General features: G+C 62.9%; 18 protein-coding genes. 8 read left to right on the top strand and 10 right to left on the bottom strand.

Features of this window, described 5'->3' with window-relative positions:
* Positions 1-45: 45 nt before the first annotated feature.
* Complete coding sequence (locus AC6GQJ_RS17020) at positions 46-930, bottom strand: nickel/cobalt transporter (protein ID WP_500770422.1); 885 nt, start codon at positions 928-930, stop codon at positions 46-48.
* A complete protein-coding gene (locus AC6GQJ_RS17015) occupies positions 918-1,544 on the bottom strand; it encodes a DUF1007 family protein (protein WP_500770420.1) in 627 nt (208 codons plus the stop codon). The genes AC6GQJ_RS17020 and AC6GQJ_RS17015 overlap by 13 nt, the downstream gene beginning before the upstream one ends.
* Before the next feature lie 229 nt (positions 1,545-1,773).
* Between AC6GQJ_RS17015 and AC6GQJ_RS17010 the strand changes: the two genes are divergently transcribed.
* Together AC6GQJ_RS17010 and AC6GQJ_RS17005 are read left to right on the top strand one after the other, a co-directional pair.
* Positions 1,774-3,072: an alpha/beta hydrolase family protein gene (locus tag AC6GQJ_RS17010; protein ID WP_500770418.1), complete on the top strand. Its 1,299-nt coding sequence runs from the start codon at positions 1,774-1,776 to the stop codon at positions 3,070-3,072.
* On the top strand, positions 3,072-3,932 hold the full coding sequence (locus AC6GQJ_RS17005) for an alpha/beta fold hydrolase (RefSeq protein ID WP_500773968.1): 861 nt from the start codon (positions 3,072-3,074) through the stop codon (positions 3,930-3,932). Before AC6GQJ_RS17010 ends, AC6GQJ_RS17005 begins: the two co-directional genes overlap by 1 nt.
* A gap of 54 nt (positions 3,933-3,986) precedes the next feature.
* Here the strand turns inward: AC6GQJ_RS17005 and AC6GQJ_RS17000 are convergent, their stop codons facing one another.
* Positions 3,987-4,811 carry a redoxin domain-containing protein gene (locus tag AC6GQJ_RS17000; protein WP_500770416.1) on the bottom strand — a complete coding sequence of 275 codons (825 nt, stop codon included), beginning with the start codon at positions 4,809-4,811 and terminating at the stop codon, positions 3,987-3,989.
* 310 nt (positions 4,812-5,121) lie between these two features.
* Between AC6GQJ_RS17000 and AC6GQJ_RS16995 the strand changes: the two genes are divergently transcribed.
* From AC6GQJ_RS16995 to AC6GQJ_RS16985, 3 genes are all read left to right on the top strand, one after another.
* Positions 5,122-7,077, top strand: coding sequence for a DNA topoisomerase IV subunit B (locus AC6GQJ_RS16995; RefSeq protein ID WP_500770414.1), 1,956 nt, complete (start codon positions 5,122-5,124; stop codon positions 7,075-7,077).
* 694 nt (positions 7,078-7,771) lie between these two features.
* The gene (locus AC6GQJ_RS16990; protein WP_500770412.1) at positions 7,772-8,398 is read left to right on the top strand and encodes a hypothetical protein; all 627 of its coding nucleotides are present in this window, start codon (positions 7,772-7,774) and stop codon (positions 8,396-8,398) included.
* A 21-nt stretch (positions 8,399-8,419) separates the two neighbouring features.
* On the top strand, positions 8,420-8,854 hold the full coding sequence (locus AC6GQJ_RS16985; RefSeq protein WP_500770410.1) for a DMT family transporter: 435 nt from the start codon (positions 8,420-8,422) through the stop codon (positions 8,852-8,854).
* Positions 8,855-8,861: 7 nt separating this feature from the next.
* Here the strand turns inward: AC6GQJ_RS16985 and AC6GQJ_RS16980 are convergent, their stop codons facing one another.
* From AC6GQJ_RS16980 to proS, 7 genes are all read right to left on the bottom strand, one after another.
* On the bottom strand, positions 8,862-9,845 hold the full coding sequence (locus AC6GQJ_RS16980; RefSeq protein ID WP_500770408.1) for an Ldh family oxidoreductase: 984 nt from the start codon (positions 9,843-9,845) through the stop codon (positions 8,862-8,864).
* Positions 9,846-9,920: 75 nt separating this feature from the next.
* Entirely contained in the window at positions 9,921-11,150 is a 1,230-nt protein-coding gene (locus tag AC6GQJ_RS16975; RefSeq protein WP_500770406.1) for a calcium-binding protein, read from the bottom strand.
* Positions 11,151-11,261: 111 nt separating this feature from the next.
* On the bottom strand, positions 11,262-11,957 hold the full coding sequence (locus AC6GQJ_RS16970; protein ID WP_500770404.1) for an ABC transporter ATP-binding protein: 696 nt from the start codon (positions 11,955-11,957) through the stop codon (positions 11,262-11,264).
* Positions 11,950-13,236: a lipoprotein-releasing ABC transporter permease subunit gene (locus AC6GQJ_RS16965; protein WP_500770402.1), complete on the bottom strand. Its 1,287-nt coding sequence runs from the start codon at positions 13,234-13,236 to the stop codon at positions 11,950-11,952. The genes AC6GQJ_RS16970 and AC6GQJ_RS16965 overlap by 8 nt, the downstream gene beginning before the upstream one ends.
* A gap of 53 nt (positions 13,237-13,289) precedes the next feature.
* Positions 13,290-13,802 carry a DUF2937 family protein gene (locus AC6GQJ_RS16960; protein WP_500770400.1) on the bottom strand — a complete coding sequence of 171 codons (513 nt, stop codon included), beginning with the start codon at positions 13,800-13,802 and terminating at the stop codon, positions 13,290-13,292.
* Entirely contained in the window at positions 13,799-14,764 is a 966-nt protein-coding gene (locus AC6GQJ_RS16955) for a serine hydrolase domain-containing protein (protein WP_500770398.1), read from the bottom strand. Before AC6GQJ_RS16955 ends, AC6GQJ_RS16960 begins: the two co-directional genes overlap by 4 nt.
* Before the next feature lie 4 nt (positions 14,765-14,768).
* Positions 14,769-16,106 carry a proline--tRNA ligase gene (gene proS, locus AC6GQJ_RS16950; protein ID WP_500770396.1) on the bottom strand — a complete coding sequence of 446 codons (1,338 nt, stop codon included), beginning with the start codon at positions 16,104-16,106 and terminating at the stop codon, positions 14,769-14,771.
* A gap of 240 nt (positions 16,107-16,346) precedes the next feature.
* Here proS and AC6GQJ_RS16945 point away from each other — a divergent pair, with 240 nt between their 5' ends.
* From AC6GQJ_RS16945 to AC6GQJ_RS16935, 3 genes are read left to right on the top strand one after another with little or no spacing between them, the layout of a single operon-like run.
* Positions 16,347-17,426 carry an AI-2E family transporter gene (locus AC6GQJ_RS16945; protein WP_500770394.1) on the top strand — a complete coding sequence of 360 codons (1,080 nt, stop codon included), beginning with the start codon at positions 16,347-16,349 and terminating at the stop codon, positions 17,424-17,426.
* A gap of 2 nt (positions 17,427-17,428) precedes the next feature.
* Positions 17,429-18,112 (top strand): HdaA/DnaA family protein, encoded by a 684-nt coding sequence (locus tag AC6GQJ_RS16940; protein WP_500770392.1) that lies wholly within the window; start codon positions 17,429-17,431, stop codon positions 18,110-18,112.
* Positions 18,113-18,152: 40 nt separating this feature from the next.
* Positions 18,153-20,321, top strand: coding sequence for an RNA degradosome polyphosphate kinase (locus tag AC6GQJ_RS16935; RefSeq protein WP_500770390.1), 2,169 nt, complete (start codon positions 18,153-18,155; stop codon positions 20,319-20,321).
* The last annotated feature ends 62 nt before the right edge of the window (positions 20,322-20,383 follow it).

The raw sequence follows: 20,383 nt of genomic DNA, 5'->3' as shown, positions 1-20,383 counted from the left end.
TTCTGTCGCACCCTGCCCCGCACCACCTTGCGCGGTAGTAGCGCGTTAAAGCAGCGGCAGGGCCAGCGCCACCGCGACCAGTGCCACCAGCGCGCCTGCGACCACCTCGATCAACGCCATGGCGCGCACTGCGCCTGCGCCGCTTAAGCCCGACAAGACGGACTGGCGCGTGCCCACGACGGCCAAGGCGACCAGTATGGTGACACTCGCCGTGCCCAGCCCCATGACAAAAGCCCCCGCGATGCCCGCGAACGGAATGCCAAGGGCGAAACACAGGATCAGCAGGAACACCGCGCCCGTACAGGGCCGTATGGCAACCGACAGGATAATCGCCGCCGCATCGCGCCACGAGGAAACCGACGCGGCCTGATCAACCGTTGGCCCGTGCGCGTGCCCGCAGGTGGAACAATGCCCATGCTCATCCACCGGATGGGCCGCAGCAGACCACGTGCGCCGCAACCCGCGCACCAGTAGCCAGACGCCGACGCCCGCGATGGCAAGGTAGCTCGCAGGGGCCAACATCCGGTCTGCGGTGTCGGTCATCTGCTCTCGGCTGAGGTCGAACAGGAACGCGCCTGCACTGACCAGCACCACCGCCGCCAAGGCCTGTGCCAGCGACGACGCCAATGCGAGACCCGACAGGCGCAGCGCGGTGACCCGTGCCGCCACGCCATAGCCGCCGATCACCAGCTTGCCATGTCCCGGCCCCGCCGCGTGGAAAAAGCCATACGCGGCGCAAAGTCCCAGCAGGGTCGCCCACGCGCCCGCCTCGCCCGCGCGCACGGCGCGCAGCCCTTGGGCCAGCGCATTCTGCGCCTCGCGTTGCTGCGCCGCAGCCCAGACAGACACGTCGGACATGCCGCCGAACCCGAACAGCCACACAAGCACCGCCGCCGCCGCGACGAGAACGCCAATCCTCAAAGCTGGCATGACAGCATTACCGTATCGGCAAAGCGGTCACCCACTTCGGGAAATTCATCCTGCGCCTGTGATTCCGGCGTCGCGTACAGCAACTCCTCGACATAGGAATAGGCCGCGTCCAGATCCGCAGGCTCGATCGACGTTGTGCAGGGGCCATCGACCTCCACCTGCCCGACCAGCGCATAGGCCGTGTAGAATGTTGGATCATAGGCCTTGATCTGAAGCCCCGCGGCCGGCGCATCCGCCGCGCGGAAATGCCGTGAGGTGATCCGCCCGTCCTTCACGCTCAGCCCGCGCGACTGGGGCGGGCCCAGTTCCACCGGTGCGTCGCCCTTGGTGACATAAGTATCGCCCTCGTACCCCTCGACCCATTTCAGGTCGAACCCTTCCAGCTTGGCCACCTCGTCCGGTGTCAGTTCGCCATCGCCATCCGCGTCCAGCCCCATATCCGAGAAGATCAGCAGCGAATAAAAGTCGTCATAGCTCCACTCGACCTCGACCCCTTCAAAGGTGCCATCGGCGCTGACCACAGCGCGCAAGGTCGTGTCGATGAAGATATGCGGATGCGCCTGCCCCGTCAGGGGCGCGGCAACCAGACCAAGGGCCAGCAAATGGGAACGCATGTTTTTCATGAGATTGATGTAGCGACGCACCCCGTTCCACTCAACCCCGCTTGGCAGAAATGCGCGCCTTGCCGCTGCCCCCGAATGGCGCCCTTTTGGCACCCTGCGTCACGGGTGGGGTTAAGGGTTGTATGAAGCCGCGTCTGTGGCACACTGACCGCGTAGATAGTGACCGCTCGGGCGTTGGAGAGCACTCAGGAAAATACGTTTTGCGCAGAAGGACAAGATTATGGCTTCCCCCTTTACCCCTCCGTTGGCTGCGGCCGCTGTAACGGCACTGGTCGCATCCGGTTCGGCCCTTGCGAACCCCATTGACAAGATCCGCCCCGACGCCCCTGCCCTTGCGCCCTTTGGCACTTATCCCATCGGGGTGCAGACCCTGACAACAGTGATCCCTGACAGCATTGACGTGCTGAACGTGAAGGGCACGAATGTGCCGCGCTATGACCGCCCGCTGACGCTCGAAGTCTGGTATCCCGCCGCCCTTGGCACGGTTCAGGGCGGAACCTATCAGGCAATGCTGCGCGACGGCATGACCGAGGTAACGCTGACAGGCCGCGCTGCACGGGACGCGGAACCGGCGAGTGGTGCACGCTTTCCACTGGTGGTGATCAGCCACGGCTATCCCGGCAACCGTTTTTTGATGAGCCATCTGGGCGAGAACCTTGCTTCCAAGGGTTATGTCACGGTGTCGATCGACCATACCGACAGCACCTATTCGGATCAGGCGGCGTTCGGATCGACCCTGCTGAACCGTCCACTGGATCAGGCGCATGTGATCGACCATATGGCACAGCTTGACGGTCCGTTGGGCGAGATTGTGGACGCCGACACCACAGGCGTGATCGGCTATTCCATGGGCGGCTATGGCGCGCTGATCTTTGGCGGTGCGGGGGTAACGCAGGCCTCCACCGAATACAGCTGGGGCACGCCCAACGGGCTGCTGTCGGCCCATATCGCCGGATCGGACAGCCACGAGGCGCTGATGGACCCGCGTGTCAAAGCGGTGATCGCCATCGGCCCGTGGGGCAACAATGCGGGGTTCTGGGATACCGAAGGGCTGGCAGGCATGCGCGTGCCACTGATGTTGATGGCGGGCAGTGCCGATGACGTATCGGTCTATGACGCGATGCGCGGTATCTTTGACGGCACCACCGGCACCGACCGCCACCTGCTGACCTTTGATGATGCCAACCACAATGCCGCCGCGCCGATGCCCGCCCCTGCCGAGGCTTGGCTGCCCTCGGCCAAGCCGGACGTGGTGCCCTTTGACCATTATGCCGACGCGGTCTGGGACACGACGCGCATGAACAACATCGCCCAGCATTTCGCGACCGCCTTCATGGGGCAGCATCTAAAGCAGGACAGCGACATGGCGCCCTATCTTGACCTGATCGCGGACTCCAACAAGGGCGTGATGGCACTGGCCGAGGACGGCACCCCGACCGAGGACCACACCTATTGGACCGGCTTTGCCCCCCGCACCGCCAAGGGGCTGCGGTTTGAAACCAAGGCCAAGGGCGAATGATGCGCGTTTCGCAACGCGATCTGAACGGGCACAGCTTTACGATCCGTGAATGGGGGGCCGAGGGGCTCCCCAAAATACTGATGCTGCACGGTTTTCCCGAATATGGCGGCGCATGGGACGGGCTGGCGACACGGCTGTCGGTCAGGTTCCACTGCATCGCACCGGACCAGCGCGGCTATGGCCAAAGCTATGCGCCCGACGCGGTCAAGGACTATGCTATGTCCGCCCTTGTCATGGATATGGCCGCGCTGATCGGGGATGACGCACCGCTGATCGTCATGGGCCATGATTGGGGGGCCTCAGTCGCCTACGGGCTGGCGATGTTTCGCCCCGACCTTGTCAGCCGCCTGATCATCGCCAACGGGGTACATCCCGTCCCTTTCCAGCGCGCTATGGCCGCAGGCGGCGCGCAATCGCAAGCCTCGCAATATATCAACACGCTGCGCGAGGACGGGTCCGAAGACCGCTTTGCCGCTGACGATTTCGCACGATTGATGAAACTGTTCTCGGCCAAGATGAACCTCGACTGGCTGTCGGGCGACGCCCTTGCCGCGCAAAAGGACATCTGGGGGCAATCGGGCCTGCGCGGCATGATCAACTGGTATCGTGCCTCGCCGCTGGTGGTCGCCGATCCGGGGCAGCCGGTGGACATGCCCGACCTGCCGCTGGACAGGTTGATGGTGCGCTGCCCGCACCTGCTGATCTGGGGGGATGGGGATACGGCATTGCTGCCCGTTTCAACCGAAGGGCTAGAGGAGTTCGCGCCCGATCTGACACGCGCCGCTGTGGCCGATGCCGATCACTGGCTGATCCACCAGCAACCCGATGCCATTGCCACGATCATCCGCGACTGGCTGTAGCCGCTGCAAATAGGAAGGCGCCCGATCAACGGGCGCCTTACCTGAGTTTCCGTGTTAGCCTACGTTGCGATCAAAACGCGCGCTGCGGTGATAGGCCTCTGCCACCGTTTGCGGGGGAAAACCCGCCACGTTGATCCCAGCCGGACCTCTTGGGCAGTCAATGACGCGGAAATAGTCATTCACCTTGCGAACACTGCCGTAGAACGCGCAGGCCTGCGCATCGGAGACATAGGGCGCGACAAGACATTGCTGGCCCTGATCCCAGTCCGCCGGCATGCCGACGCGGTGTTCTTCGGTCACTTGCAGGGCCGAGACCGAGCGCAAGAGTTCATCAATACTGCGACCTACGTTGATCGGGTACTCGTAACTCATCTTGATACGCATGCTGGGATCCAGAATGAAGGTCTTGCGGATCGCAAAGTCCGCGCCTTGCTTGGGGTGGATCATGCCGAACGCGGCACTCAGCTTGCCGTCTTTGTCCTCGATGGTGGGGAAATCGATATCCAGCCCCGACTCGGCGCTCAATTCGTCTTCCCAGCGGGCGTGGTTAACGGCCTGCTCACAGCAGAACCCCAAGACCTTTACACCAAGCGCTTCGATCTCGTCCTTGAGCGCCGCGATCCCCATCCATTCCGTCGCGCTGACGGCGGATTTGGTCGACGGGTGGCTCATCAGAACGGTCCAGCCGCCTTCGGCCCAATCGTGGAAGTTGATATGCCCTTGGGTCGAGTTTGCGCTGAAGTTCGGAAAGATATCGTTGATCTGCGGCAACCAGCTGACAGAGCGGTGATATCCCGCGGGAAACTGTATTTTCCCTGAGGTTTCGTTGTGGATGAAGTACTCGACGGGGCTTCTTTCGAACAGTTCCTTAAATTGCATTTTCTGTGACCTTGTGGAGGTGGGGCGGGAGGAGTTTGGAAGGAATTTCCCGCCGTGATTGTTTCTTGCTGAACGGGAAATAAGGCAGGAATGTGTCCAACCACTGATAATTTATGGGAAAAATTAACTTTTAACCTGCGGAAAAATTAACCTTTACACACGCATAAAGTGTGGGAATAGGCGGATTTTCGCCGTAAAATCAAACGTTTGTTAACCTTAACATCCCAATGAGCAGCCAATTGGGGCACTTTTATGCGCTCGGGTTTGATGCCATAGTGAAAACCTAATGAACAAAAAACGAGCAGCTGCCATGACCGATCTGTTGAGCGGAGCCGCCAAAGCCTCCGAATATGATGCCTCCTCGATTCAGGTTCTCGAGGATATGGAGCACGTCCGCCTGCGCCCCGGCATGTATATCGGCGGCAAGGACGACCGCGCGCTGCATCACATGGTGGCCGAGATCATCGACAACTCGATGGACGAAGCGGTCGCAGGCCACGCCACATGGATCGAGGTCGAGCTGCACGAAAACGGCCATGTGTCGGTGCGCGATAACGGGCGCGGCATCCCGACCGATCCGCACCCCAAGGATCCCAGCAAGTCCGCGCTCGAAATCATCTTTTGCACCCTGAACGCGGGCGGCAAGTTTTCCGGCGATTCCTACCAGACTTCGGGCGGTCTGCACGGGGTCGGCTCTTCCGTGGTCAACGCCCTGTCCGATCACCTGCGCGTCGAGGTGGCCCGTAACCGTGAACTCTATGCAATGGAATTCTCGCGCGGGTTGCCGCAGGGCAAGCTGGAGAAAGTCGGCGCAGCCCCGAACCGGCGCGGCACTGCCGTCACCTTCCACCCTGATCCTGACATCTTCGGCTCGCTCAAGCTCAAGCCTGCGCGCCTGTTCAAGATGGCGCGGTCCAAGGCCTACTTGTTCTCCGGCGTTGAAATCCGCTGGAAGACCGCGATCACCGATGGCGACACCCCGACCGAGGCGACATTCCACTTCCCCGGCGGTCTGGCCGACTACCTGACCGAAGTGATGGCCGGTGCGACCACCTATGCTGACGCGCCCTTTGCGGGGTCGGTCAGCTTTGAAAAGTTCAAGGTACCGGGCAAGGTCGAATGGGCGATCAACTGGACCCCTGCCCGCGACGGCTTCATCCAATCCTATTGTAACACCGTCCCCACGCCGGAGGGCGGCACCCACGAGGCCGGTTTCTGGGCCGCAATCCTCAAGGGCATCAAGGCCTATGGCGAGTTGGTCAACAACCGCAAGGCCAGCACCATCACCCGCGAGGATCTGACCACAGGCGCCGGTGCGCTGGTGTCCTGTTTCATCCGCGAGCCGGAATTCGTCGGCCAGACCAAGGACCGGCTGGCCACTGTGGACGCACAGCGCATGGTCGAAAACTCGGTGCGCGACCACTTTGACAACTGGCTGGCGGCAGACACGAAATCCGCCGGTGCGATTCTCGACTTTCTGGTGCTGCGCGCAGAAGAGCGCCTGCGCCGCCGTCAGGAAAAGGAAACCGCCCGCAAGACCGCGACGAAAAAGCTGCGCCTACCGGGCAAGCTGGTGGACTGTTCGGCCACCAACCGCGAAGGCACGGAACTGTTCATCGTCGAGGGTGACTCGGCTGGCGGGTCGGCCAAAATGGCGCGCGACCGCAAGACCCAAGCCCTGCTGCCCCTGCGCGGCAAGATCCTGAACGTGCTGGGCGCTGCCTCGTCCAAACTGGGCAGCAACGCGGAAATCTCGGACCTGACACAGGCGCTTGGTGTCGGTCTGGGCGCAAAGTTCAATCTGGACGACCTGCGCTATGACAAGGTCATCATCATGACCGATGCGGATGTTGACGGCGCGCATATCGCCGCCCTGCTGATGACGTTCTTCTTTACCCAGATGCGTCCGATGATCGACGGCGGCCACCTCTACCTCGCCTGCCCGCCCCTGTTCCGCCTGACCCAAGGCGCAAAGCGTGTGTACTGTCTGGACGAGGCCGAAAAGGCGTTGCACATGGAAAAAGGACTGGGCGGCAAGGGCAAGATCGACGTGTCGCGATTTAAAGGTCTGGGCGAGATGGACGCCAAAGACCTCAAAGACACCACCATGAACCCCGCCACCCGCAAACTGATCCGCGTGTCCGTGGACGATGACGAACCCGGTGAAACAGGCGATCTGGTCGAGCGTCTGATGGGCAAAAAGCCCGAGATGCGATACCAGTACATTCAGGAGAACGCACGGTTTGTGGAGGAGCTGGATGTTTGAGGGGAATGACCCGCACCACTCTTCCTAATAAACTGTGAATACAGCAGGCTTATTTTTCCGTTTGTAGCCCCCGACCGCGGGTCGGAGGCCGTATTGCATTTGATCCAGTGGATCAAATGAGGCCGCAGAGGGTCGCTAGACCCCGGGGGTGACGCAGTCGCCCCCGCCCATGGGGGCGCCTCTCATGCATTGCTGTGCAATGCAATTCCGGCCCCACGATAGCATAGCAATCGTTCGGGTCGGGGGCGGCGAAAACGCGAGGCGTTTCCGCTGAGTTGGGATCAATCGTTTATTAGAAATCAAAAGGGGGTATCAAGGGCCGCACCGCTAACCCTCTCGTGCGTTTCTGCGAAACACCCTGCCGGGTCGACGCGCCCGCGCAGCGGGCGCTTGGAAAAACGGGGGCTTTCGCCCCCGCCTGCACTCAATAACCAATAGTGTACTTGTTACCAAAACAACTGGACCAATACTGCGTCCGTATTGCTCCAATGTATGCCGCGCGAATAGTTAACAAGTCGTAACCCAAAAAAGGCATCATTAGGGCTATCTCTAAGCGGCCTCCCGCCGATGGGCTGCGTTCTGGGACAAGAACGCGCCATAGCAGCTTGATCCAACGGGATTTCTAACCCCTACTGAGGCGATGTATCTGCGCGCCTTTCTTCTATTAACCTTTCTGGCCACGTGCGGCCGTCCCATGACCGAGGCGGAAGTGGCCTTTAGTGCGACGATCCATGGCAGCGCGCTGGATACTTCAAAGGTGCGGCTGGTGGACGGTGCACCGACGCGGGCGGTGACCTTCCGGCGCAAGGCGCGGCCCCGCACCACCTGTCGCGAGTTGATCGTGCCCCCACCCAAGGACGAGATCGTCACCGCCAAGCCCGCCGCCGTAACCCTGTGGCAGCATGTGCTGTTCGACAAGGACTGGTATCTTGACGATTACGTCCCCGCCTATCCCGACCAGATCAACCTTGTTGCGGCCATGCTGCTGGCGCATGAGTTGACCCATGTCTGGCAGTGGCAGAACCGCAAGACCACCGGATACTCGCCCCTGCGCGCCGCCACCGAACACCAGTTCAGCGATGACCCCTATCTGTTTGAAATCGATAGCGACCGGCGCTTTTCCGAGTTCGGCTTCGAACAGCAGGGCTCCATCGTGGAGGAGTTCGTATGCTGCCGTGCGCTGGCCCCCCAAGCGCCGCGCACCAAGCGTCTGCACAGCCTGATTTCGCAGGCCATGCCGGTTGCCAAGCTGCCCCAGTCGCGCCAACATGACGTGCGATTGCCGTGGGATGGTGTCGAATTGAACGGCATCTGCGGCTGACCCCGACATAAGGACATAACGATGGCGCAATATGCACTGATCATGCTGCTGGCAGGGATCGGAATTCCGGTGCTGGCCGCATTGAACGCGGCCCTTGGCACGCGGCTGGGCAACCCTGCGGCGGCAGCGGCGGTGCTGTTTCTGGTGGCGATGGTGGCCTCTTGCCTCGTCTTTGCGGCGACCGGCGGGCATGGGTTGGCGCGGCTGGCGGCGGCGCCGAAACACCTGTTGCTGGCTGGGGTGCTGGTGGCCTTTTACGTGCTGTCCATCACCTATATCGCGCCGCATTTCGGGATCGGGAACGCGGTGTTCTTTGTGCTGTTGGGCCAGTTGATCAGCGCCGCCGCCATCGACCATTTCGGCCTGTTCGGCGCGCAGCCCGCAGCCCTAAGTGCGGCGCGCATGGGCGGTATCGCCCTGATGGCAGCAGGGGTCTGGCTGACCCAACTCGCCTGAACGCGGCTCAGTCCAGCGCGGCGAGCGCACGGGCCTGCGCCCACGCCTCGCCATCCACCTCTGCCGGATCAGACAGCACACGCCCCTGCCCGGGCATGCGGCTGCCCGCATCGGCTTGCACCATCTCGGCCAGTGCGCTCAGGCGGTCGGCAAAGTCCGGCGAGGTGGTCGGGTCGATCAGGATATAGAACTGCCCCAAATCATGCGGTGGCCCCTCGGGCGCTTTCAGCGGCTTTACATCGCGGCTAAGCACGCCGCCCGTCATGCCCGCGGCCAGCAGTTCGGCCATCAGGCCAAAGCCCCAGCCCTTGTACCCGCCCATCGACACGAGCGACCCTGCCAGCGCCGCCTCGGGATCAGTGGTCGGGTTGCCATCGCGATCCAGCGCCCAACCTTCGGGGATCGACGTGCCCGCCGCCTTGGCCATGGTAATCTTGCCCAAGGCCACGGTGGTGGTGGACTGATCGAACTGCATGGCCAGCCCGCCCGCCCCGTCCGGCACGGAAAAGGCAATCGGGTTGGTGCCGATCATGCGCGTCTTGCCCCCTGGCGGTGCGACAATGGGTGATGCGTTGGTCAGCCCGATGCCCATCAACCCCGCACGCGCGATCTGTTCGGTGAAATAGCCCAGCGAAGTGCACGTATGCGCATGGCCCACGGCCAGCGTCGCCACCCCGTACTGGCGCGCCGCATCCAGTGCGGGCGGCAACCCGTAGGCAAAGGCAGGCTGCGCAAAGCCCATGAGCGCGTCCACATGGATGGCCGCCGGTTTGGGCGCGGTAACCACAGGCACCACATCGCCCTGCACCCGCCCCGATTTCAACTGCGCGCAATAGCTCTCAAGATAGTACAGCCCGCAAATCCGGTTGCCCGTCGCCTCGGCCACGGCCACGGCGCGCGCCACCTCGGCGGCGGCAAAAGCCCCCGCGCCGTGGCGCATCAGGGCCGCCTGCACGGTGCGTTCAATCTCGGAAAGGGAAACAGATGTCATGGCGATGTCCTTGGCGCTGTGGGCCGCGCAGGATCAAACCGCGCCCTTCAGTCAGAACAAACACAACGGCGCGGGTCAAGCAGTGGTGGAGGTGCCCGCAGCCTCGATCCGGATCAGGGACAGGTCGACAGGATCGCTGAGCCCCGCCAACAGGATGCTGCCGCCCGATGACAGGGACACAAGGATACCGTCCGCCGTCGCCGTCTGCCCAAGGATAATCAGCGTGCTCGGATCCGCCGCTTCGATCACCAGCGCGTCGGTAGTTTCGTCATAGTCCCTGACCGTGACCACCGCGTCCACATCGGCGCGCAGGGCAAACGTGTCCGCGCCAGCGCCCCCCGTAGCCACATCGCCCGCCCCCAGCACCAGCGTGTCATCACCGGCACCGCCATCCAGCAGGTCGATCTGTTCATCCGACGCCGTCGCCGGATCCGCCCCTGTCGCAAACAGCAGGTCATCCCCGTCGCCACCCGTCAGCGTATCCGCGCCATCACCACCGGCGAGCGTGTCATCCAGTGCCCCGCCCGTGGCGCTGTCATCGCCGCCGCCCATGAACGCGTTCTGCGCCGTATTGGCAGGTGGCGCGGCCAGCGTTTCGCCCTCATCCGTACCGGCGAAATTCGCGACTTCCGGCGCGGCCTCTTCGATCTCGGACGGTAAGGTCAGAAAGCTTATGGCGCTGTCGGGCAATTCGGCGGTCAGTCCCGTTAATGTTACGGTTGCGCCGCTGTCGAGTGTGATCAGCAAGCCTGCCTCGGTCACTTCTTGGCTGGTGACTGCGATGGCGCCGTCTTCTTCCTGTTCGATGACCAGCAGGTCGCTCGCCACATCGAAATCGCTGATCGTGATCGCGCCGTCTTCTTCGTCGCGCAGGCGGAAGGCGTCCGCCCCGTCGCCACCCGTGCCCAGATCGCCGTCAGAGAGGTACAAAAGGTCCGCGCCCTCGCCCCCCAGCAACGTGTCGGGCGCATCGTCAAAGGGATTGTCGGCATCCGCGCCGTCCAGCGTGTCGTCGCCCGCGCCCCCGCTCAGCAGATCAACACCCGCACCGCCCAGCATCACATCATCGCCGTCGCCACCCGCCAGCGTGTCATCGCCCGATAGGCCGCTAATTGTGTCGTTAAGCGCGGAGCCCAGCAGATCATCGCCCACATCCTCTTTGCCGGTTACCGCCTCTCCGGTCAGATCGGGGTCGCCGGTTTCCTCGCCCGTATCCTCGTCTTCGACCGGATCGTACGAGGACGAGCCAAAGGCCCCGATCAACGGGGCAAGCGAGATCAGCAGCAAGGCGACAATCTGGGACATGGGGCAGGCTCCTGCACGTGGCGCACGTTAACCAAGATTAATAGCACAAGAGAAAGGCGCGCCCTATCGCAGAACGCGCAACACAGTGTTTCCACAGCGCAGGACAGCAGTTTAGACGGTGGTCAACTGCCCCGCATCCAGCCGCAAGGTACGGTCCATCCGCGCCGCCAGTTCAAGGTTATGCGTCGCGATCAGGGCCGACAGGCCGGTGTCACGCACCAGCCCCATCAGCGCGTCAAAGACCTGATCGGATGTGGCCGGATCAAGGTTGCCCGTCGGCTCGTCCGCCAGCAACAGCCGTGGCGCGTTGGCCAAGGCGCGGCAGAAGGCGACGCGCTGCTGTTCACCGCCCGACAGTTCGGCGGGACGGTGATCGGCGCGGGGGGCGACCCCGACACGGGCCAGCAGCGCGCTCGAACGCTCGCGCGCCTCGGCCTTGCCGACACCATTGGCCAGTTGCGGCAGGGTCACGTTTTCCAGCGCGCTGAATTCGGGCAGCAGGTGGTGGAACTGATAGATGAACCCCACATCCGAGCGCCGCGCCAAAGTGCGCCGCCGGTCGGACTGGCCGGTCATGTTTTGCCCACCCAGCGTGACCGATCCCGCATCGGGCGTGTCCAGCAACCCCGCAATATGCAACAGGGTCGACTTGCCCGCGCCCGAAGGGGCCACCAGCGCGACAATCTCGCCCTCCCCGACGCTCAGGTCCACACCGCGCAGCACATCCACCTGATTGGGTTTGCCCGCGTTGTAGGTTTTGGTGATGCCGCTCAGCGCCAGAACAGGATCGCTTGCTGGATTACTCATAGCGCAACGCCTCCACCGGATTCATCCGCGCCGCCCGCCGCGCCGGAAAGATGGTGACCACAAAGGACAGGCCCAGCGACAGGATCACCGCGCTTAGGACATCCGACAGGTTTAACTGCGCAGGCAGCGCATAGATGCCGCGAATGGACGGATCCCACACACCGCCCCCCATCACGTAGTTCACAAAGGAAAACAGCGGATCAATGTAGATCGCGAAAAGGCAGCCCAGCACCACGCCCATGGCCGTTCCGATGATACCGGTGAACGCCCCGCAGATGAAAAACACCCGCAGGATCGACCCTTCGGTCAGTCCCATCGTGCGCAGAATGCCGATATCGCGGCCCTTGTTCTTCACCAGCATGATCAGGCCCGACACGATGTTCATCGCCGCAATCAGCACAAGGATGGACAGGATGATGAACATCACGTTGTCCTCGACCTCAAGCGCGCGCAAGAACCCGCCCGACGAATCCCGCCATGTCCAAAGCTGCGCGCGCTCGCCAGCCGTTTCAAGCAAGGCAGGCGCATAGCGGTCCACCTGTTCGGGGTCTTCCACCATCACCTCGATCTCGTCCACGACGCCTTCGCGGTTGAAAAAGCTTTGCGCCTCGGCCAGCGGCAGATAGACCCGCACACGGTCAATGTCATAGCGCCCCGCCGAGAAGATATAGGTGACCTCGTAGGCGTTGATGCGTGGCGAGGTGCCAAAGGCGGTCTTGACCCCGTTGGGCGAGATCAGCTTGATCCGGTCGCCCACCTGCGCGCCCAGTTCCTGTGCCACGCCCGACCCGATGGCGACGCCCTGATCGAACCGTGCGATGTCGCCCTGCGCGGTTTCGGGGTCCGCGATGCGCGGCAATCCGGCAAGGTTTTCCGCCGTCATGCCAAAAACCTGAACGCCAGTGTTGCGGCTGCGCAGGTTCGCCATCACCTGCCCGCGCACCAAGGGGGCCACCCGTGTCACGCCGTCAATCCCGCGCAACGCCTCGGCGCGCGCGTCATAGTCGGAAATGGTGCGATCAATCCCGCCCGTCTCGGTCACCTCGCCGATCTGGTACACGGTGACATGGGCATTGGCCCCAAGGATCGTATCCACAAATTCCGCCCGAAAGCCCGAGCGCACTGAAAGCGTGGCAATCAGGGCGAACACCGCCAATGTGATGCCGATCAGGCTGATCCACGTCATGGTGCTGACGCCGCCCTCGGCGCGGCGCGCACGCAAATAGCGCCACGCGATCATCCATTCAAACGGGGCAAAGGGGGTGGTCTGGCGCGCCATCTATGGCTCCTGCTCGGGACTTTGCCCACAAGTGGCGGGCACACGGGCCAAGGTCAAGCCCCCGAGCCTTGCGCGGCCGTGCGCCGGCGGCGAAACGGCCAGACCAGCAGGCGCATCCCCGCCCATGTGGCCAGCAATCCCGCCAGAAATCCGGAGCCGCCAAAGATCATGCCCGCCATGTTGACCGGCACCGCAGGTTCATATGCTTTCAGCGCGGCGCGTGCCACGTCACCATCGCTCAACCGTGCGGCGTGATAGGCGCGCATGAACGGCCCCGCGCTTTCCAGCACCTGCAAATCCTCGCGCAGGGCGTCATAGCGGGCAAAGGTGCGGGTCATGTCGGCACGGCGCGCCTCAAGAAACGGCGCGCCCTGCATCTGCTCCAGCGCCTCGGCACGGTCCAACCCTGCGCGCTGCGCCGAGGTGTCGAAATCCGCCACCACTTCGGCCAGCGCATCCACAGCGCCCCCCAGACGCTGGGTGTATTGCTGCGAGAACTCGGGAAATTGCGACGCCCCCGCCCCGCCAAGCATCCCTCCGGCCAGCACCAGCACACGTAGGATCATGGCGCACCGCCAAGGGCCGCAGCGGCCAGCGCACCGTCAAGTTGCGCCATCACGTCCCAATCGACACAGCCGTCCCACAGCGCAAGTGCCGCAACACGCCCGTCCCAGATCACCGCGAAACTGCCCGCATCCATCCGGCGCGGAAAACACAGCGCGCCGAAATGCCAGAAGTTGTACCCGCCCCGAAAGGCGCGAAACACCATGCCCATCCCGTAATAAACGCCCGGCGCCATCTCCACATGCGGCAGCGCCATCGGATCGCGGCCAATCACGCTGTCGGGGCCGAAATGCGCCGTCAGGAACGCCAAATAGGCCGACGGTTCCGCCACCAAACCACCCCATGGCTGCATCGCACCAGAACGCGGGCTGGGCGCGATGTCCTCCGAAAGGTCCAGCGCCGCCTTGCAATATTCGAAATAGGGCTGACCCGAGACCGCCTCAATCACCAACCCCAACAGCGCATAGTTTTCGTTGTTGTAGAAAAACGCCCCATCCGCCGTATCCCCAGCGCCGCGCGCATTGACCGTCTTCAGCACCTGCGCGCTGAAATGCCCCGCCCCGTCCGGCGCCTTGTCCAGCCAGCGCGGCATCGCCTCTTGCGTCGCATCCGGTGTCAGGCCGGAACTGTGGGTGATCAGCGCCGCAATGCTCACATCCGGCGCATCGCCAAGGATATCGGGCAACCGGTCCGACCAGAACAGCCGCCCGTCTTGCACAAGGTGATGCACACAGACGGCAGTGATCAACTTGCTTACACTGGCCAGTTCACCACGGGACGCCACGGCATGCGCCTGCACATCCCACGCACCATCTGCCCCGCGCACGCCCGTGGCCAACTGCCCCGACAACGCGCCCTGCGACAGCCAGTGGTCAAACGCCCCCTGCACCGCGCCATGCACGTCCTCGGCACGCGCGGGCAGCGCCAGCAGTAGCACCGCCAAAATCGCCCCCGCATGCCGCATCTGGTTAGACCTCCGCGTAAATCTCCACGATGCGCTTCAGCGCCTCTTCAGGCGGCAGTTCCTCGCTCTGGCCCGTGCGACGCGAGGTCAACTCGACCACGCCGTTCTTCAGACCACGTGGCCCCACGGTGATGCGCCATGGCAGACCGATCAGGTCCATCGTCGCGAACTTGCCACCGGCACGCTCGTTGCGATCATCATAGAGCGGCTCCAGCCCCAGTACGCTCAACCCTTTATACAGCACCTCGCAAGCTGCATCTGCTTCTGCATCGCCCTGTTTCAGGTTCACGATCCCGCAGTGATACGGCGTCACGCCCTCGGGCCAGATGATGCCATTGTCATCATGGTTCGCCTCGATGATCGCACCCAACAGGCGCGACACGCCGATCCCGTGGCTGCCCATATGCACAGGCACAGGTTTGCCATCGGGGCCCTGAACAGTTGCATTCATCGCGTCGGAATATTTGGTCCCGAAGTAGAAGATCTGCCCGACCTCGATACCCCGCGCCACGCGGCGACGCTCTTCTGGGATCGCATTGAACAGGGCCTCGTCATGGGTCTCGTCCGTGCGCGCATAAAGGTTGGTAAACTCCTCCATCACGCCGGCACATTGCGCGACATCGTCGTAATCAATCTCGCGATCGCCAAAGGTCAGGTCCGTGACCGCACTGTCATAGAACACTTCCGACTCGCCTGTTTCGGCCAGCACAAGGAACTCGTGCGTATCATCGCCGCCAATCGGGCCGGAATCGGCACGCATCGGAATCGCCTGCAAGCCCATCCGCTCGTAAGTGCGCAGATAGCTCACCAGATGGCGGTTATAGGAATGCAGCGCATCCTCTTTGGTCAGATCGAAGTTATAGCCGTCCTTCATCAGGAACTCGCGGCCCCGCATGACGCCGAAACGCGGACGGATCTCGTCGCGGAACTTCCACTGGATCTGGTAGAGGGTCAGCGGCAGGTCTTTATAGCTGTTCACATGGGCGCGGAAAATGTCCGTGACCATCTCCTCGGCTGTGGGCGTAAACAGCATGTCACGCCCGCCGCGATCCTTGATGCGCAGCATCTCGTCGCCATAGGCGTCATAGCGCCCGCTCTCGCGCCACAGATCGGCGGACTGGATGGTCGGCATCAACATTGCCATGTGACCGGCCCGCGCCTGTTCCTCATGCACGATGTTTTCCAGCTTGCGCAGCACTTTGAACCCCAAGGGCAGCCACGAATAAATGCCGGCACTGGATTGCTTGATCATCCCCGCGCGCAGCATCAGACGGTGGCTGACAATCTGCGCCTCACTGGGGTTTTCCTTCAGAACAGGCAGAAAATAACGGCTCAGACGCACGGATGACACTCCTTTGAAATCGACACCCTGATTAGGGCAAAGCCCCGCGCCCCGCAACGCCCCATCTCTTTGGGTTCCAAATACCTCGGGGGAGGCCGCAAGGCCGGGGGCAGCGCCCCCATCCCAGACTGTAATGCGCGCAGCGCTCCGTTTTCGCGGCGCTCAATCGCGCAGGGGTCTTGAAGCCACGGCCAAAACCCCGCATCTGTAGGCAAACCGCAGCTTTCTTCCGGAGACCCCATGGCCCTGCCAGTGCGCGAACAGTTCAAATATTGGGGCGCGGCGGCGGCGGTGTTTTTCCTGTTGCTCTACGCGCTCGGGGATCAGCTCTTGCCCTTCTTCCTCGGGGCGGCCGTGGCCTATTTCCTTGATCCGGTGGCCGACTGGCTCGAAGCGCACGGGTGCAGCCGCGGCCTTGCCACGGGGATCATCACCGTTACGGCCATTCTGGTCTTTGTCATTCTGGTGCTGCTGGTCATTCCGACGCTGGTGCAACAGGCAGTGCAACTGTTCAACGCCGCGCCTGAAATCGCGCAGAATGTGGGGACTTTCCTTGCCGAACGTTTCCCCAGCTTGCTGGATGACGATTCCACCGTGCGCAAATCGCTGGACGCGTTGGGCCAGACGATCTCCGAACGCGGCGGCGCACTGCTGAATTCGGCGCTGACCTCGGCGGCAAGCCTGCTGAACATCCTTGTGCTGTTTGTCATCGTGCCAGTGGTGGCGGTCTATATGCTGCTTGACTGGGACCGCATGGTGGCGCGCATCGACCGCCTGCTGCCCCGCGACCACGCCCCCACCATCCGCCATCTGGCCAAACAGATCGACGCGACGCTGGCCGGCTTCATCCGTGGCATGGGCACGGTCTGTCTGATCCTCGGGGCCTATTACGCGGTGGCGCTGATGCTAGTGGGGCTGCAATTCGGCCTCGTGGTCGGCTTTGTCGCGGGCCTGCTCACCTTTATCCCTTATGTCGGCGCGCTGGTCGGCGGCGCGCTGGCCATCGGGCTGGCCCTGTTCCAGTTCTGGGGCGAATGGGCGTGGATAGCCGCCGTCGCGGGCATCTTCATGCTTGGCCAAGTGGCCGAGGGCAATTTCCTGACCCCCAAACTGGTGGGCGAAAGCGTCGGGCTGCACCCCGTCTGGCTGATCCTGTCGCTGACCGTGTTCGGCGCGCTGTTCGGCTTTGTCGGGATGCTGGTCGCGGTGCCGATGGCGGCCTCGCTTGGGGTAATCGTGCGCTTCCTGATCCAGCAATACCAGCACAGCCGCCTTTATACCGGCCTGTCACACGATCAAAAAGACGAGGCGCAGGGGTAGTCGTGACCAAACAACTCGGACTGGACCTGCCAGCGCAAAACGCCTGGGGGCGCGATGACTTCATGGTTGCGCCCTCGAACGCGCTGGCCTTGGCAATGATCGACAGCTGGCCCACATGGGAAAAGGGCAAGCTGGTCCTGAGCGGCCCCAAGGGCGCGGGCAAGACCCACCTGACCCACATCTGGGCCGATGCCACTGGTGCGCGGATCATCAATGCATGCGACCTTGACCCCGACACCGTGGATACGCTGGCCACAGGCCCCGTCGCGGTCGAGGACGTGCCCGACATCCGCGACGCACCACAACAGCAAACCGCCCTGTTCCACCTGCACAACCTGCTGCACGGGTTGCGCCACCCGCTGCTGATGACGGGTGCGGCAGCACCGTCGCACTGGGCCATGACCCTGCCCGATCTGCAAAGCCGCATCGACGCGGCGGGCAATGCCACCCTTGATCCCCCAGATGACAGCCTGCTGGCCGTGGTGCTTGCCAAGCTGTTCAACGACCGCCAACTGACACCGCGCCCCGACGTGATCCCCTATCTCGTCAGCCGGATGGAGCGCAGCTTTGACGCGGCACGGCGCATTGTCTCTGCCCTTGATGCCGCCAGCCTTGCGCAGAAAAAACCCGTCACGCGGCCCCTCGCCGTTCTAGTGCTGGACAATGACCTGTCCGGCGAAGGATAGTCGTCACTTAACTTTCATATTTGATCGCCATACCCCCGCCATGACCAACGCCGATTTCCTCGCCTCGCCCTTCCCCGACGCCATTGATCTGCCCGATGTGGACACCGCGGGGCCGGGACGGTTTTTCAACCGCGAACTCAGCTGGCTGGGCTTTAACTGGCGCGTGCTGGAAGAGGCCGAGAACCCGCGCGTTCCGCTGCTTGAGCGGTTGCGCTTTCTGTCGATCTCGGCGGGCAATCTCGACGAATTCTATACGGTGCGGGTCGCGGGCCTGCGCGAACTGGCGATTGCGGGCAACACCACCCCTGCGGCGGACGGGCTGTCGCCTGCCGAACAACTGGTGTTGATCAACGAAAACGCCCGCGCCCTGCTGCGCGAACAGCAGCGTGTTCTGGCCGATCTGCTGAACGAGATGGAAGTCGCGGGCATCAACGTTCTCACCCGCGACGAACTCACCGAAGAAGACCTCGCCTATCTCGAAGAGGTGTTTCTGGCCGAGGTGTTCGCGGTTCTGTCGCCACTGGCAATCGACCCCGCGCACCCGTTCCCCTTTATCCCCAACACCGGCTATGCGCTGGCGCTGCAGATGGAACGGAAATCCGACAAGCGCGTCTTGCAGGCCCTGCTGCCCATTCCCGCCCAGATCGACCGTTTCATCGCCCTTCCGGGGCCGGACCAGCGTTTCCTGCCGCTTGAGGAACTGTTGATCGTGCACGTGCCCAGCCTGTTCCCCGGATACAAGCTGAAGGCACATTTCGAATTCCGCGTGCTGCGCGACAGCGACCTCGAGGTCGAGGAAGAGGCCGAAGACCTCGTGCGGGAATTCGAGGTGGCCCTGAAACGGCGGCGGCGCGGCGAGGTTGTGCGCCTGACCCATTCCGCGGGCGCGCCCGAGGCGCTGAAATCGGTCATCATGGAAGAACTCGGCGTCAGCGAGGCCGAAGTGGTCGAGGTGAACGGCATGATCGGCCTGTCGGACCTGTCCGCGCTGGTGCTCGACAACCGGCCCGACCTGCTGTGGCCCAGCTTCACCCCGCGCGTGCCCGAACGGGTCAGCGACTTTGACGGTGATATGCTGGCCGCGATCCGGCAAAAGGACATGCTGCTGCACCACCCTTACGAGACGTTCGATATGGTGGTCCGGTTCCTGCAACAAGCGGCGCGCGATCCCGATGTGGTGGCGATCAAGCAGACGCTGTACCGCACTTCGAAAAACTCTCCCATCGTCGAGGCGCTGTGCGAAGCCGCCGAAGACGGCAAATCCGTCACCGCGCTGGTGGAACTCAAGGCCCGCTTTGACGAGGCCGCCAATATTCGCCAGTCGCGACGGCTGGAACGGGCGGGCGCGCATGTGGTGTACGGGTTCCTCGACCTCAAAACCCACGCCAAGATTAGCACTGTGGTACGCCGCGAGGGCAAGAAACTGGTGACCTACACCCACTTCGGCACCGGCAACTACCACCCTGGCACGGCGCGTATCTATACCGACGTGTCGCTGTTCACCTGCGATCCGAAACTGGGGCGCGACGCCACCAAGGTATTCAACTACCTGTCGGGCTATGCCCCGCCCGAGGGGCTGGATAACCTCGCCATCTCGCCCACCACACTGAAACCGCGCCTGCTGGAAATGATCGCCGCCGAGGCGGATCATGCCGCCAATGGCAAACCGGCTGAAATCTGGGCCAAGATGAACTCGCTGATCGACGCCGAAGTGATCGACGCGCTCTATGCCGCCGGACAGGCAGGCGTAAAGATCAGCCTTGTGGTGCGCGGCATTTGCGGCCTGCGCCCCGGTATCAAGGGCTTCTCGGAAAACATCCGCGTCAAATCCATCGTCGGGCGGTTTCTGGAACATTCGCGCATCGTCTGTTTCGGCAACGGCCACGGGTTGCCGTCGAAAAAAGCGCGCGTGTTCATCTCGAGCGCGGACTGGATGGGCCGCAACCTGAACCGCCGCGTGGAATCGCTGGTCGAGATCGACAATGCCACCGTGAAGGCACAGATCGTGTCGCAGGTCATGGCCGCCAATCTGGCCGATGTCGCCCAAAGCTGGGTGATGGCCCCCGATGGCACATTCACCCGCCCACCACTGGCCGAGGGCATGTTCGCCTTTAACTGCCATCGCTTTTTCATGGAAAACCCGTCGCTTTCGGGGCGCGGCTCTGCCGGTGCGTCGGACGTGCCGAAACTGACCCATACCGAAGACTAGGGCCATGGCGCACGGGGTCAGCGCCGCATTGACCCCGTGCACCCGCTGGTCCATCACTGACT

This window comes from Tateyamaria sp. 7Alg 36, from assembly GCF_059882455.1.
This window is presented reverse-complemented; position numbering and strand designations above follow the sequence as displayed.

Coding starts and splice junctions, on each gene's coding strand:
- AC6GQJ_RS17020 (WP_500770422.1), bottom strand. CDS start 930: ATGCCAGCTTTGAGGATTGGCGTTCTCGTCGCGGCGGCGGCGGTGCTT.
- AC6GQJ_RS17015 (WP_500770420.1), bottom strand. CDS start 1,544: ATGCGTTCCCATTTGCTGGCCCTTGGTCTGGTTGCCGCGCCCCTGACG.
- AC6GQJ_RS17010 (WP_500770418.1), top strand. CDS start 1,774: ATGGCTTCCCCCTTTACCCCTCCGTTGGCTGCGGCCGCTGTAACGGCA.
- AC6GQJ_RS17005 (WP_500773968.1), top strand. CDS start 3,072: ATGCGCGTTTCGCAACGCGATCTGAACGGGCACAGCTTTACGATCCGT.
- AC6GQJ_RS17000 (WP_500770416.1), bottom strand. CDS start 4,811: ATGCAATTTAAGGAACTGTTCGAAAGAAGCCCCGTCGAGTACTTCATC.
- AC6GQJ_RS16995 (WP_500770414.1), top strand. CDS start 5,122: ATGACCGATCTGTTGAGCGGAGCCGCCAAAGCCTCCGAATATGATGCC.
- AC6GQJ_RS16990 (WP_500770412.1), top strand. CDS start 7,772: ATGACCGAGGCGGAAGTGGCCTTTAGTGCGACGATCCATGGCAGCGCG.
- AC6GQJ_RS16985 (WP_500770410.1), top strand. CDS start 8,420: ATGGCGCAATATGCACTGATCATGCTGCTGGCAGGGATCGGAATTCCG.
- AC6GQJ_RS16980 (WP_500770408.1), bottom strand. CDS start 9,845: ATGACATCTGTTTCCCTTTCCGAGATTGAACGCACCGTGCAGGCGGCC.
- AC6GQJ_RS16975 (WP_500770406.1), bottom strand. CDS start 11,150: ATGTCCCAGATTGTCGCCTTGCTGCTGATCTCGCTTGCCCCGTTGATC.
- AC6GQJ_RS16970 (WP_500770404.1), bottom strand. CDS start 11,957: ATGAGTAATCCAGCAAGCGATCCTGTTCTGGCGCTGAGCGGCATCACC.
- AC6GQJ_RS16965 (WP_500770402.1), bottom strand. CDS start 13,236: ATGGCGCGCCAGACCACCCCCTTTGCCCCGTTTGAATGGATGATCGCG.
- AC6GQJ_RS16960 (WP_500770400.1), bottom strand. CDS start 13,802: ATGATCCTACGTGTGCTGGTGCTGGCCGGAGGGATGCTTGGCGGGGCG.
- AC6GQJ_RS16955 (WP_500770398.1), bottom strand. CDS start 14,764: ATGCGGCATGCGGGGGCGATTTTGGCGGTGCTACTGCTGGCGCTGCCC.
- AC6GQJ_RS16945 (WP_500770394.1), top strand. CDS start 16,347: ATGGCCCTGCCAGTGCGCGAACAGTTCAAATATTGGGGCGCGGCGGCG.
- AC6GQJ_RS16935 (WP_500770390.1), top strand. CDS start 18,153: ATGACCAACGCCGATTTCCTCGCCTCGCCCTTCCCCGACGCCATTGAT.